Consider the following 13,104-nt stretch of genomic DNA (forward strand, 5'->3'; position numbering starts at 1 on the left):
AGCTCCTCCCCGCCGGCACTCGTGGTGATCGCCGGCGGGGAGGGCCGAACCCGCACCCATCCGCTCAATCCGCGGTGCGTCGCCCCGGCGGCGCAGCACCATCTCTAAGAATTCCGATCACGGGAAGTGTCAATGAAGACCAATCGGCCGACGGACCCCATCCTCACCGTCGAGAACCTGTCCAAGAGCTACAGCGGCTCGACCGATCCTGGGGCGCTCGTTCTGAGCTCCGTCAACCTGTCGATCGCGAAGTCCGAGTTCGTCAGCATCATCGGCCCTTCAGGCTGCGGCAAGACCACCCTCATGAAGATCTGCGCCGGCCTGCTCTCCAAGTCGGGCGGGACGGTGTCGTTCGCCGGAAAGGCCGGCACTCCGCCGCCTTCGAAGATGGGCGTGGTCTTCCAGTCAGCGGCACTCCTTCCCTGGCGTACGGTACTCGCCAACATCATGCTCCCCGCGACGATCCAGCACGCGGACATGGACAAGGCCAGGCAGCGGGCTCGGGAGCTGCTCGACATGCTCAACCTCAAGAACATCGAGAGCAAGTACCCCTGGGAGCTGTCGGGCGGCATGCAGCAGCGCGTCTCCATCGCACGTTCCCTCGTGCTCGAGCCGGAGGTGCTGTTCATGGACGAGCCGTTCGGCGCTCTGGACGCGATGACCCGCGAGAAGCTCAACCTCGATCTGCAGGACATCCACACCCGCACCGGCGCCACCATCATGTTCGTCACCCACAACATCTCCGAGGCGGTGTTCCTCTCCGACCGCATCGTGGCGATGGCTGCCCGGCCCGGGCGCATCGCCGACATCATCGACGTCGACCTGGGGCGTCCCCGCACGCAGGACTCCTATGTGGACGAAGACTTCCGGGAGATCGAGACCCGGGTTCGCAATTCCTTCGACCGAGCGGCGGCACTGGCATGACCAACGACATGATCTCCGCGGTCACGACGGAGAACCCCGTCTCCTCCGCCGAGCCGGGCGAGCCCCGGATCAGCAGCAGGACCAGGCTCGTCAACGCCGGGCTGAGCGTTCTGCTGCTCGTGGTCGTTCTCGGCGTCCTCGAAGCGGTCAGCCGGTCCGGGCTGGTCTCGATCCTGCTGGTGCCTCCGCCCAGCGCCATCTTCAGCACGCTGTGGGGAGGTCTCACGAGCGGGATCTACTGGCTGCCGCTGTTCGACTCGCTGTGGGCGGGATTCTCCGGCTTCCTGATCGCGGCTCTCCTGGGCTTCACGATCGGTGGCCTGCTCGCCTCGCTCCCACGCCTCGAGCGCATCCTCTTCCCGTATGTCGTGGCCTTCCAGTCGACTCCGATGATCGCGATCGCGCCGCTCATCATCATCTGGGTGGGCTTCGGCATCCAGTCGAAGATCGTGGTCGTCACGGTGGTCTGCTTCTTCCCGATCCTCGTGAACACCCTTCAGGGCCTGCGGCTGCGCGATCGGGATCGTCAGGAGCTGGCCATCGCCCTGGGGGCGACCCGCTGGCAGGTCTTCCGCTACATCCGTCTCCCGGGCTCGATGCCCTACGTCTTCGCGGGCCTGCACGTGAGCGCCATCTTCGCCCTCATCGGCGCCATCGTGGCGGAGTTCGTCGGAGCGCGTGGCGGCATCGGAACGATGATGAACGAGCAGCGCGCGCTCTTCAACGTCCCCGGCGTCTTCGCGATCCTCATCATCCTCATGGTGGTGGGCCTCACGGTGAACCTGCTGATGAAGGCACTCGAGAGGCGCGTCACCTTCTGGTCGCGCGAGAAGAACTAGATCACCCGGACGACCGGGTCCACGGACACCACGAGAAGCACATCTCGCATCACGAACGAAGGAGTCATACAGCATGGCCAAAAAGACAGCACTGCCGTGGGCGGGGTCGCGATCGCGAGCCTCCTGCTCGCCGGCTGCGCGGGCGGCGGCGCCACACCGAAGGCGGAGCCGACCGAAGCAGGGGGCTGACCCCGGTCACTCTGACGCTGCCAGCACCCGCGTCACTGGAATCGGTCGTCTACGACTGCGTGCCCAAGATGGAGGGGTACTTCGAGGACGAAGGCCTCGATGTCACCGTGGAGATCGCCGAGGGCAGCGTCCTGGCACTCCAGTCTCTCGAGACGGGGAGCAGTGACGTCGTCGTCGTCGGCACCGCGCCCCTCATGTCGGGGGTCACCGCCGGCTCGACCGCCAAGGCATTCGCCGCCGTGGTGACCGGAAGCTACGCCTACCCGGCGGTGCTCCCGAACAGCCCGATCAAGTCGTTCCTCGACCTGCAGAACAAGACGGTCGGTGTGCCGAGCCTGCAGAGCGGATCGATCCCGTTCACCAAGGGACTCGTCGCGCTCGCCGGCGGCGACCCGTCGACCATCGAGTTCCTGCCTACCGGCTTCGGTGCGCCCGCGCTGCAGGCGCTGCAGAGCGGCCAGATCGACGCCCTGGGCCTGTGGGACACGGCATACGAGGTCATCAAGGGCCTTGGCCAGGACCTGCGGTACATCGAGAGCAAGGAGTCGAAGAGCCTCGGGTTCCAGGTCGTGTACGCGGCCAAGTCGGACTGGATCGACAAGAACCCCAAGCTCGCCCTCGGCATGACCCGGGCGATGAACAAGGCCTATGTCTTCGCGAGCACGAACCCGGAGGCGGCACTGCAGGACTGCTGGGACGAGTACCCCAACCTCGTTCCCACGGGCGTCGACGAGGCGAAGGCACGTGAGGACGGCCTCGCAGCCGTCAACGCGCGGCTGTCGGCCAGTGGACCGGTGGACGGCCTGTACGGCTACTCCACCGACGAGCAGGTGCAGACCTTCTACTCGCTGCAGGTCGCGGCCGGAACAGTGAGGCCCGGCATCACCGTCGACCAGCTGTGGACCGACGAGTTCTCGAAGGACGCCAACGACTTCGACGTCGACGCCATCAAGAAGGAGGCGAAGGCCAAGAAGTAGCGGCCTTCGCTCGGCACGGAGGAGGCGGGTGCGATGCGCCCGCCTCCTCTTCGCTGTCGCTGTCGCTGAAGCTGAATTGAAGCTGGGGCCGAGGTCGAGACCGAGGTCCACCGCGCACGAATCAGGGCGGGCTCCGGAAGGACCCGCCCTGAAGTCGGTGCAGGCTCAGCCGCCCTGCCCGACCAGCCGGCCTGTGCCCGAGCCGAACCGACCGGCGAGCTCACGCTTGAGGATCTTCCCGCTCTCGGTCATGGGCCAGCTGGTGACCTCGATGACCTCGCGCGGCACCTTGAAGCTGGCCATGAGCGACGCGCAGTGCGCGATGATCGCCGATGCGTCGAAGGGCGCCCCCGCCATCTGCACGAACGCCACGGGCACCTGGCCCAGACGCTCGTCGGGCTTGCCGACGACGGCCACCTCTGCAACGCCCGGGAAGCCCTGGATGACTCGCTCGACCTCTGCTGCCGAGACGTTCTCCCCGCCCGGCTTGATCATGTCCTTGATGCGGTCGACGAAGTAGAGGTTCCCGTCGGAGTCCAGTCGGCCGATGTCGCCCGTGTGGAACCACCCGTCCGCGTCGATCGCTTCCTCGGTGGCCGCCTGATTGGCGAAATAGCCGAGCATGACCGACCAGCCCCGGATGACGATCTCGCCCGCGACATCGGGCGCCGTAGTGACTCTTCCGTCTGCCGCGACCGCGACCTCGACGCCCGGGATGACCTTGCCGCAGGAGTAGACCCACACGTCCTCAGGATCGTCCAGCGAGTTGATCGTGGTCGTGCCTGCGGTCTCGGTCAGACCGTAGATGGTCGTCATGACCGGCACGCCCATCTCGCGGCTGATGGTACGGCGCAGTTCGGGAGTTCCGCCCGACCACGCCTTGGTGAGCGTGGAGAAGATCTCCGGTCGGTAGTCGGGGTGCGCGAGCTCCATCGCGTACATGGCCGCCTGCCCCGTCCTGGCCGTGCACCCGTACTTGGGGATGAGTCGGAAGACCGCCTCGGGCGAGTAGCGCTCCGGCACGATCATCGTCGGAGAAGCGCCGAGCGCCATGAGGGTCGTGGCGACCGATCCGCCGACGTGGTACATCGGCTGGGTGCTGAAGTAGACGTCGTCCTCGCTGATCTTCATGCGCTCGGCGATGTACCAGGTCGCGCCGAGCGTCGCGCGGCTGGCGAGGAGCGCCCCTTGGGGAACGCGCTGGTCCCGGAGGTGAACTGCAGCAGAACGGCGTCGTCCGCTCGGCCGACGAGCGGTGCTGCGGGAGCCTGCGCGCCGAGCGCGAGAAGCTGTGCCCAGCTGCGCTGGCCCGGTTCGCCGGCAGCAGGCGCGGGGACCAGCTCGATGACAGGGGAGTCGAGGGTGACCATCTCGATGGGGCGACCCTTGAGCGATCTGGTCACCAGGTCGACGTAGTCCACGTGGTGGTAGCTGGCGATGAGGACGATGACGTCCGGTTCGGCGAGGCCAAGCACGAACCCGACCTCGTCCTGGCGGTAGCGGGTGTTCACCGGCACGATGATCGCGCCGAGGTGACTGCACGCTGTCTGCAGGATGGGCCACATCGCAGAGCCTGGCGCGAGAGCGGCGACGCGGTGTCCCTTCTGGACGCCGAGCGCAGCCAGACCTGCAGCTACCGTCCGGGTGGCCTGGAGCCACTCGGTGAAGGTGAGCGCCTGATGCCAGTCCTCACCCTCGAAGTGGAACGCAGGCCGACTGCCGTGTCGGGCTTCCGCATCCTCCAGCGCCTGGGCCCAGCTGCGCTCCAGGATCTCGGCGAGGGGCGCATCGGTCATGAGCGGGCTCCTTTCCGCCGGCTGCGTCGCCTGGCGCGTTATACGACGCCGAGCATACAACATTCGTATAGTGACGTAAGATTCGAACATCAAGGTCGACCACTCGGGCTGCGAAAGTATGCGAATCCGCATAGCATCGGCCCACATCGACGTAGGAGGGACAGCGGCATGGCGGCTCTCGAAGGAATGCGGGTGCTCGACTTCGGGCACTGGATCGCGGGCCCCCTGACCGCACAGCTGCTCGCGGAGCAGGGTGCCGACGTGGTTCGCATCGACAGGCCCGGTGCCGTCGACGTGCGGCGCGACGCGTACCTCCAGCGCAACAAGACGCGAGTCACCTTGAACCTGAAGGAGGCCGGAGACCTCGCCGCCGCGACGGAGCTGGCGGAGACGGCAGACGTGCTCATCGAGAACTTCCGGCCCGGAGTGCTGGACCGCCTAGGACTGTCCGCTGACGTCCTTCGTGCCGCCAACCCGCGTCTGGTCTACGCCTCGCTCCCTGGCTTCGCGGCGGCCGACCCCCGTGCGCAGGTGGCCGGCTGGGAGGGGGTGATCGCCGCGGCCACCGGGAACTGTCGCGTGCGGGTAGGAGAGGCGCCGACTGATTGGGACATGACGAGGCCCACCTACCCATCGCTTCCTCTGGCGTCGAACTTCGCCGCCATCCTCACCGCCACGGCGGTCGTCGCCGCGCTGGTCGACCGCGAGACGAGCGGCGTCGGGGCCCGCATCGAGGTTCCCCTGTTCGACGCCACGTTCGAGCTGATCGGCGGCGCCGGTGCCTACTCGAAGGCACGTGGGTACCGCATCGAGGATCCATTGGTGGCCAATGGCAGCGGCACCTATGAGTGCGCGGACGGTGAGTTCGTCCAGTTTAACCCCATCGGCGCGACGATGCGATTCCTCACCTGGTTCCTCGATGCGGCGGGAGAGCCGGCCTGGGTCGGCGAAGGTCTCGGACTCGCATCCTCATATGCAGCGGATCCTTCGCTGGCGGCGACGCTGCGTGTGCGCCTCACCGAGCTCTTCCGCACGCGCCCGGCGCAGGAATGGGAGGACATCGGGCGCGCGGCCGGCGTTCCGCTGTGCCGCATCCGCACGTCCGCGGAGTGGCTCGAGAACGAGCACGCCCGGGCCTCCCTGCAGGTCCTCGAGGCCGACGACCCTGAGTGGGGCCGGCGCTGGGTAGCGGGCTCGCCCGTCCACTTGAGCGCGACCCCGAGCGTCCAGCCTCGCCCCCGCGCTCTACCGGGAGCGACCGACGTGCCTCCCGCGCACCGACCGGAGATGGTCAACCCTGCGGTGCCGAAGCTCATGCGGGAGATCCGCGTCGTGGATCTCACGCAGATCCTCGCGGGGCCGAGCGCCGGCAGGATGCTCGCCGAATACGGGGCCGCCGTCGTCAAGGTGAACGCGCCCCAGCGCCCCATCGAAGCGCACGGCGTCGTGAACCGCGGCAAGGCGTCGATCCTCATCGACCTGCAGCGCACCGAGGGTCAGGCGCTGCTCTGGGAGCTCATCGAGCAGGCGGACGTGCTCACGCAGAACTTCCCTGAGGGCACAGCGGAACGATACGGCTTCGGGTTCCATCACGTGCACGCCCGGCGGCCCGACCTCGTCTACGTCTCGGTCAGCTGCTACGGCTACCAGGGGCCATGGTCGCGCGGGCGGGGCTACGAGGTCCAGGGCCAGGCCGTCACCGGGATCATGGAGCGTACCGGCCGTGGGGAAAGCCGGCGGTGCTGGGTCCGTACAATCCCCTGGACTACGGGACCGGCACCATGGCGGCGTTCGCGGCGGTGCTCGGTGTCTTCCATCGCACCCGCAGCGGCGAGGGGCAGCATGTCTCGACATCTCTCGCCCAGGTCGGGACCTTCCACCAGGCCAGCATGCTCTTCTCCGACGCGGTCACCGACGGTGCAGCCGGACGCGATTCCCTCGGTCCGAGCGACCTGCAGCGATTCCACCGTGCGTCGGACGGCTGGTTCTTCGTCGGTGCGACGGAGGAACAGCGGGAAGCCCTCTCGTCCTTTCCGTCCTTCCAAGGCGACACCGTGGAGCGCTGGGTGGGTGAGCTGCGCGCGGTGGGCATCGGAGCCCACGCCGTAGTCGCCTTGCCGGAGCTCTTCGACGACCCCTACGTGGTGAGCACCGGGCTGAGACTGGAGCAGGAGTCGAACGAGGTGGGTCGAGTGACCATGCCGGGGCCCGTCGTGACCGTGGACGGCCGCCGACTGGCGCCCGGGAAGGTGGCTAACGCGCCCGGCAGCGATGCGGTCGAGGTCCTGGCCCGCATCCAGCGCGACCACGAGCTCGCGAAGCTCGCCGCAACCTGGGTCGTGCAGTTGGAAGGACTGCCTCGAGGATGGCCATACCCGTCCTGATAGATTCGAATATGCGGGTCTCTTCCGCACCGGAGGTCACAGTGGTTGCTCGAGACGACAACGCCCTGGGGGTCACCTACCCGACCGTGCCGACGTCCTTCGCCCGAAGCGGGTCCGTCAAGAAGACGATGGCGATCGAGGTCCGTGAGCGAATGCGCTCCGACATCCTGGCCGCGCGTCTCGTGCCGGGCCAGCGGCTGATGTTCGCCGACCTGAGCGAACGCTATGGCGTGAGCGTCGGTGTGACGCGTGAAGCCCTCACCTGGCTCTCCAGCCAGGGTCTGGTCCAGGCGAGCGCCCATCAGGGGTACATCGTCACTCCCTCTCGATTCCGGACCTCACCGAGCTCACCCAGACGCGCGTGCTGGTGGAGCCGCTCGTGCTGAGGATGTCGTTCGAGGCCGGCGGCACCGACTGGGAGGGCGATGTCATCTCCGCCCACCACATCCTGTCGCGCACTCCTGCCCCCCACGGGCCCAAGGCCCTGGACGAGCACGCACTCGACACCTGGGCGGAGGCGCACTCCGCGTTCCACGATGTGCTGTTCGCGGCATGTCCCAACCAGCGGCTGCTCAAGATCGTGCGCCAGCTGGCCGAGGAGGCCGCTATGTATCGCCGGTGGTCGGTGGCGCTGGTCCTCAGTAACCCCCGGGCGGACAGCGAGCACCGTCAGCTGCTCGACTCCGCGCTCGCCGGAGACTGGGAGCGAGCGGGCGAAGTGCTGCGCACCCACATCGAGCACACGCTCGAGATGCTGTCCAACTACGTCGAGGCGCACCCGGACCAGCAGCCGATCTGATTGCCGCTGCGTTCCCTCGACAAGATTCGAATATGCGACTAGATTCGCAAATAAGTCGGATCGCCACAGTCGAACGGACGCTATGCCCGAACCCTCCGCGCACGACGCAGCAGCGCGGCGCCGTCAGCGCATTCGCGCCTGGCGTGCGGCCCACCCCCATCCGCTGGCGATCCTGGATGACGACCCGACAGGGTCCCAGAGCGTGCATTCGGTGGAGGTCGTCACCGTGCTCGAGCGCGACGAGCTCGCGGCCGCCTTCCGGGAGCCCGCTTCCGTGGCCTTCCTGCTCACCAACACACGGGGCCTGCCGGAATCCAGAGCCGCGGAGCTCACGGAGGCCGTGGCGCGGGACCTGCTCGAGCTCGATCCCCTGACGGAGTTCGTCAGTCGGAGCGACTCCACCCTGCGCGGGCATGTGCTCGCGGAGATCGAGGCGATCGGTGCCCGGCGGCGCGCCGCCACGGGTGCCGGCTTCGACGCCGTCCTCCTCGCGCCGGCCTTCTTCGAAGCGGGCCGCTTCACGCAGGACGACGTCCACTACGCGACCCTTGCGGGAGTGCCGGCCCCCGTAGGCGAGACCGAGTTCGCGAAGGACGCCACATTCGGCTACCGGTCCTCCAACCTCCGCGACTTCCTCGCCGAGAAGAGCGGCGGCCGGATCGACGCCACGGACGTGCTCAGCATCTCGCTCGAGACGATCCGCCGGGGCGGCCCGGACGCCGTGCGGGACCTCCTGCTCGGCGCGCCCAGCGGGTCGTTCATAGTTGTGAACGGCACGGAGTACTCCGACTTCGAGACCGTGGTGCTGGGTGTCCAGGCGGCGGTCGATGCCGGTCGCACCTTCCTCTTCCGCACAGGGCCCTCCTTCGTGCGCGCGCTGGCCGGCATCGAGCCGCGCGCCCCGCTCGGCGCCGACGCGATCGGGCATCTCGCCGGCGGGACGGGGCACGGTCTCGTGGTCGTCGGCTCGCACGTGAGCCAGACGAGCCGCCAGGTGGCCGCCGCCCGCGAGCGCGGTGGACTGCACGAGGTCGAGCTGAGCGTGCCCCGGGTGGTCGCGGGGGATCGCGCATACCTCCGCGAGCGCGCTGACGCGGTCAGGGCCGCCCTGGCCGACCGCGACGTCCTGCTGTTCACGAGTCGCGAGCTGGTGACGGGAGCCGATGCCGGAACCAGCCTCGACATCGCGGTCGCCGTCTCCGCCGCCGTCAGCGGCGTCGTAGCGGACGCCCTGGCCGCACGGCCGGCCTGGGTGGTTGCGAAGGGCGGCATCACCTCGCACGATGTCGCCGTACACGGGCTGGGCATCCGGCGAGCGAGAGTGCTCGGGCAGATGCTGCCCGGCCAGGTCTCGGTCTTCGAACCGCTCGCGGCACGTGAGGGGGCGGTCGGGATCCCCTTCGTCGTCTTCGCCGGCAACGTGGGCGACGACGAGACTCTGGCCGATGTGGTGCAGACCCTGCACTCGGCGCAGCTGGTGGCGCGGTGACTCGAGTCGGATGGATCGGCCTGGGGGCCATGGGCGCGCCGATGGCGCGCGTCGCCGCCCAGGATCACGAGGTCGTCGCCTATGACATTGCGCCGGGTGCGGCCGCGGCGCTCGCCGACGCCGGCGTCTCCACGGCAGGCTCCGCCGCCGACGCCGCGCGTGGCGTCGATGTGCTCGCCGTCATGGTGGCGACTCCGGATCAGGTGGAGTCGGTCCTCTTCGGCGAGAACGGCGCCGCGGCCCACCTGCCTGCGGACGCGGTCGTGATGGTCATGGGCACAGTCGGGCCGGAGCCCATGGTGGCCTGGTCGGCTGCCCTGCCCCATCTAGTGGACGCCCCGGTCTCCGGGGGAGTCGCCCGGGCGCAGACCGGGGACCTCCTCATGATGTATTCGGGATCGGACGCCGACGTGCTGCAGACGCAGAGCGTTCGCGCTGCGCTCGCCTCACGATCCGCCCGCGTGGGCAGTGCGCCCGGCGAGGGCCAGAAGGTGAAGCTCGTCAACCAGCTGCTGTGCGGGTCGCACATCGCCGTCGCCGCGGAAGCTCTGGCCTTCGCCTCTGCCATGGGGCTGGATACGCGCGCGTGCTGGGAGGTCATCCGCCACGGCGCCGCCGCCTCGTTCATGCTCGACGACCGGGGGAGAGGATGATCGAGGAGGCCTTCGACCAGCCGCGCAGCGCCATCGACATCTTCGTGAAGGACATGGGCCTCGTGACGGCGGCGGCCGCCGAGGTCGGCGCGTGGACACCCATCGCCTCCACGGTGGGCGCCCTGTTCCGTACGAGCCACGAGCGCGGCCTGGGGCGCAAGGACGACTCGGCCATCATCACCGTGCTCCGCGAGCATCCCCTGCCGTGACTGTCGCGATCGCGATCATCGCCGACGACCTGTCCGGCGCCGCGGAGACGGTCGGCGCGGTTGCCGGCGGCGCGTTCGCGGAGCTGCGGCTGATGCCGGCGGCGACGCCATCGACTGCGCCGGTCGTCGCGATCGACACGAATACGCGGGGACGGTCCCAGCACGAGGCGCAGGTCGCGCTCCGCGAGGCGCTCGCGACTCTGCCGGCCGGCGCGGTCCTCTACAAGAAGATCGATTCGCTCCTGCGGGGCAATCTCTCCTCGGAGGTGGCGCTGCTGCGTGCGCTGTCGCACCGCATCGTGGTCGTGACCGCGGTACCTCGCGTGGGGCGCACAAGCGTGGGCGGGGTGGTGCACCTGGACGGCGTGCCCCTGCATGAGACGTCGGCGTGGGAGCACGAAACTCGACCTGCGCCCTCGAGCACCGCTGCGGCTCTCGGCGTGCCAAGCACGGTGATCTCGGCCGCGACGGTGCGCTCCGCCGATCTGGGTGCGGCAATGCTGGAGGCCTTCGCCGCAGACCTCGTGGCGGTGTGCGACGCCGAGACGGAGGCCGACCTCGAGCTGATCGCTGCGGCCCTCGACCCGCGGGCGACCATCGTCGCGGCAGCTGGTCTTGCCCGTGCTCTGGCGCCGCGATTCGCCCTCGCCGCAGGGGTGCCGCGCTTCGCTCCCGGCGCCGATCGAGTGGTCACCGTCGTCGGCTCTCAGGCGCCCTCCGCGATCTCTCAGGTCGAGTGCATGGACGCCGTCTGGCACTGCGTTGTGCCGGGTGCGGCGCCCGACCTCGGCGCCGGCGATGCGGTCGTCACGCTCGCGCCTGGCGAGTGGGCCGGGGACGACCTCGTGCGCGCGTTCACCGCGATCGCGCGCTCGATCCGAGGTCTTCCCGGCCGCACCGATCTGGTGCTCACCGGAGGGGACACTGCCCGACGGGTGCTCGACGCGCTCGGCGTCGTCTCGCTCTTTCCCGAATACGAGATCCAGGACGGCGCAGTGCTCAGCTGCACGGACAACGGATTCGTCGTCGTCACCCGGCCCGGCAGCTATGGGGCGGAGGACGGTCTCCAACGCATCGTCGAACACCTGAGAGGCACCGCATGACCGCCCGTCCCACAATCGCGCTCACAATGGGCGACGGCGCCGGCATCGGCCCCGAGGTCTGCCTGGCCGCCGCTTTGCATCCCGAGCTCCAGGCCGCCGCGCGGCTCGTCGTCATCGGGGACGCGCGGCGGATGCGCCAGGCCGCCGAGCTCCTCGGCCGACAGGAGGAGATCGCCGCCGTCAGCAAGGTGGACGACCACGAGCCGGGACGCGTCAACGTGCTCGACCTCGACCTGCTGCCGGAGGACCTCGCCTGGGGCCGGCTCTCCGCCGTCGCGGGAGACGCGGCGTTCCACTATGTGCGCGTCGCCTGCGAGCTCGCGGTCGCGGGCACTGTGCAGGCCATCGCCACGGCTCCGCTGAACAAGGAGGCGCTGCATCTGGGCGGGCATCTGTATCCGGGCCACACGGAGCTCCTGGCATCGCTCACCGGCACCGAGGAGGTGTCGATGCTGCTCTCGACCCCGAAGGTGAAAGTCATCCACGTCACGACGCACCTGGGGCTCCTCGACGCCATTGCGCGCATCGAACCCGGGCTCGTGGAGCGGACAGCGCGGCGCGGGTACAGTGCGATGCGCGCTTCGGGCATCGCGCATCCCCGCATCGGGGTGTGTGCGATCAATCCGCACGCAGGCGAGCACGGCCTCTTCGGCTACAACGAGGAGGCGATCAAGATCGCTCCGGCCGTGGAGCTGCTGAGGGCGGAGGGGATGGACATCGTCGGTCCCCTGCCGGCGGATACGGCCTTCTTCCTCGCTGGACGTGGCGACTACGACCTCATCGTCGCCATGTACCACGACCAGGGCCACGGCCCGGTGAAGGTGCTCGGCATCGAGGCGGGTACCAACATCACCGTCGGTCTACCCGTCATCCGGACCTCCGTCGATCACGGCACCGCATTCGACATCGCCGGCAGGGGAATCGCTGACGGCCGCAGCATGATCGAAGCGGTCCGGCAAGCGATCGAGATGTCGGGCCCCGCGTGAGCCGCCCCCTGCTCGACGGCAAGGTCGTGCTCGTGATGGGCGCGAGCTACGGCATCGGTGCCGACGCCGCACGTGTCTTCGCCGAGCACGGGGCCTCGGTGATGCTGTTCGCCCGAGGCGAGGACGCGCTGCGCACGACAGCCGAGCGAATTCAGCGCACAGGCCCCGATGCGGCGTTCACGGTAGGCGATGTGTCGGTCGCCGCGGATGTCGCGCGCGCGGTGGATGCGACGGCGGCTCGATTCGGTCGGCTCGACGGGGCGTTCAACTGTGCGGCGATGACTCAGGCGGGGCTTCTGGACCAGGTGCCGGAGAGCGAGTTCGACCGGATCATGGCGGTGAACGTGAAGGGCACGTGGTTGTGCATGCGGGAGGAGCTGCGCATCATGCGTGAGGCCGGCGCGGGCTCCATCGTCAATGTGAGCAGCGTCAGCGGCACGCGCGGCGGCTCGGGACTCGGTGCATACAACGCCACGAAGCACGCCGTCATCGGCCTGACCCGGACGGCAGCGCATGACAACGGCCCGCGGGGCATCCGGGTCAACGCCCTCGCGCCGGGTCCGACCGAGACGCCCATGCTCACGGTGACGCGCGAGGCGATTCCCGGCGGCGTCGAGGCGCGCATCGCGTCGACGCCGCTGCGCAAGGCGGGAAGCGGAGTGGATGTGGGGCAGGCGGCCGCATGGCTGCTGAGCGACTCGGCCGGCCACATCAGTGGCATCGTCCTGCCGGTCGATGGCGGCCTCAGCGCGTAGT

General features: G+C 68.9%; 12 protein-coding genes and 2 pseudogenes. 12 read left to right on the plus strand and 2 right to left on the minus strand.

Features of this window, described 5'->3' with window-relative positions; genetic code table 11:
• The first annotated feature begins 132 nt into the window (after positions 1–132).
• The 3 genes from QUE51_RS06825 (at position 133) to QUE51_RS06835 (ending at position 2,929) form a co-directional block, all read left to right on the plus strand.
• Positions 133–924: an ABC transporter ATP-binding protein gene (locus QUE51_RS06825; protein WP_286278809.1), complete on the plus strand. Its 792-nt coding sequence runs from the start codon at positions 133–135 to the stop codon at positions 922–924.
• Entirely contained in the window at positions 921–1,763 is an 843-nt protein-coding gene (locus tag QUE51_RS06830; RefSeq protein ID WP_286278810.1) for an ABC transporter permease, read from the plus strand. The genes QUE51_RS06825 and QUE51_RS06830 overlap by 4 nt, the downstream gene beginning before the upstream one ends.
• Positions 1,764–2,020: 257 nt before the next feature.
• Positions 2,021–2,929, plus strand: a complete 909-nt coding sequence (locus QUE51_RS06835) for an ABC transporter substrate-binding protein (protein WP_286279288.1) — start codon at positions 2,021–2,023, stop codon at positions 2,927–2,929.
• Positions 2,930–3,094: 165 nt separating this feature from the next.
• Here QUE51_RS06835 and QUE51_RS17895 read toward each other — a convergent pair whose 3' ends face one another.
• Complete coding sequence (locus QUE51_RS17895; RefSeq protein ID WP_350226731.1) at positions 3,095–4,060, minus strand: class I adenylate-forming enzyme family protein; 966 nt, start codon at positions 4,058–4,060, stop codon at positions 3,095–3,097.
• On the minus strand, positions 4,057–4,725 hold the full coding sequence (locus tag QUE51_RS17900) for an AMP-binding protein (RefSeq protein WP_350226732.1): 669 nt from the start codon (positions 4,723–4,725) through the stop codon (positions 4,057–4,059). Before QUE51_RS17900 ends, QUE51_RS17895 begins: the two co-directional genes overlap by 4 nt.
• A gap of 186 nt (positions 4,726–4,911) precedes the next feature.
• Between QUE51_RS17900 and QUE51_RS06850 the strand changes: the two are divergent.
• The 9 genes and pseudogenes from QUE51_RS06850 to QUE51_RS06890 all read left to right on the plus strand — a co-directional run.
• A pseudogene (locus QUE51_RS06850) lies at positions 4,912–6,677 on the plus strand (CoA transferase); the annotation flags it as partial.
• Between the two features lie 114 nt (positions 6,678–6,791).
• Positions 6,792–7,109 (plus strand): hypothetical protein, encoded by a 318-nt coding sequence (locus tag QUE51_RS06855; protein ID WP_286278812.1) that lies wholly within the window; start codon positions 6,792–6,794, stop codon positions 7,107–7,109.
• A 41-nt stretch (positions 7,110–7,150) separates the two neighbouring features.
• A complete protein-coding gene (locus QUE51_RS06860; protein WP_286278813.1) occupies positions 7,151–7,495 on the plus strand; it encodes a GntR family transcriptional regulator in 345 nt (114 codons plus the stop codon).
• A 2-nt stretch (positions 7,496–7,497) separates the two neighbouring features.
• Positions 7,498–7,908: a GntR family transcriptional regulator gene (locus QUE51_RS06865; protein ID WP_286279292.1), complete on the plus strand. Its 411-nt coding sequence runs from the start codon at positions 7,498–7,500 to the stop codon at positions 7,906–7,908.
• Between the two features lie 82 nt (positions 7,909–7,990).
• Positions 7,991–9,397: a four-carbon acid sugar kinase family protein gene (locus QUE51_RS06870; protein ID WP_286278814.1), complete on the plus strand. Its 1,407-nt coding sequence runs from the start codon at positions 7,991–7,993 to the stop codon at positions 9,395–9,397.
• Positions 9,398–9,438: 41 nt separating this feature from the next.
• Positions 9,439–10,259 (plus strand): annotated as a pseudogene (locus QUE51_RS06875) (NAD(P)-dependent oxidoreductase).
• On the plus strand, positions 10,256–11,362 hold the full coding sequence (locus QUE51_RS06880) for a four-carbon acid sugar kinase family protein (protein WP_286278815.1): 1,107 nt from the start codon (positions 10,256–10,258) through the stop codon (positions 11,360–11,362). The pseudogene QUE51_RS06875 and the gene QUE51_RS06880 overlap by 4 nt, the downstream one beginning before the upstream one ends.
• Positions 11,359–12,348 (plus strand): 4-hydroxythreonine-4-phosphate dehydrogenase PdxA, encoded by a 990-nt coding sequence (gene pdxA / locus QUE51_RS06885; RefSeq protein WP_286278816.1) that lies wholly within the window; start codon positions 11,359–11,361, stop codon positions 12,346–12,348. Before QUE51_RS06880 ends, pdxA begins: the two co-directional genes overlap by 4 nt.
• 26 nt (positions 12,349–12,374) lie before the next feature.
• The gene (locus QUE51_RS06890) at positions 12,375–13,103 is read left to right on the plus strand and encodes an SDR family NAD(P)-dependent oxidoreductase (RefSeq protein ID WP_286278817.1); all 729 of its coding nucleotides are present in this window, start codon (positions 12,375–12,377) and stop codon (positions 13,101–13,103) included.
• The last annotated feature ends 1 nt before the right edge of the window (position 13,104 follow it).

The organism is Naasia aerilata, assembly GCF_030296595.1.
Taxonomy (GTDB): Bacteria; Actinomycetota; Actinomycetes; order Actinomycetales; family Microbacteriaceae; genus Naasia; species Naasia aerilata.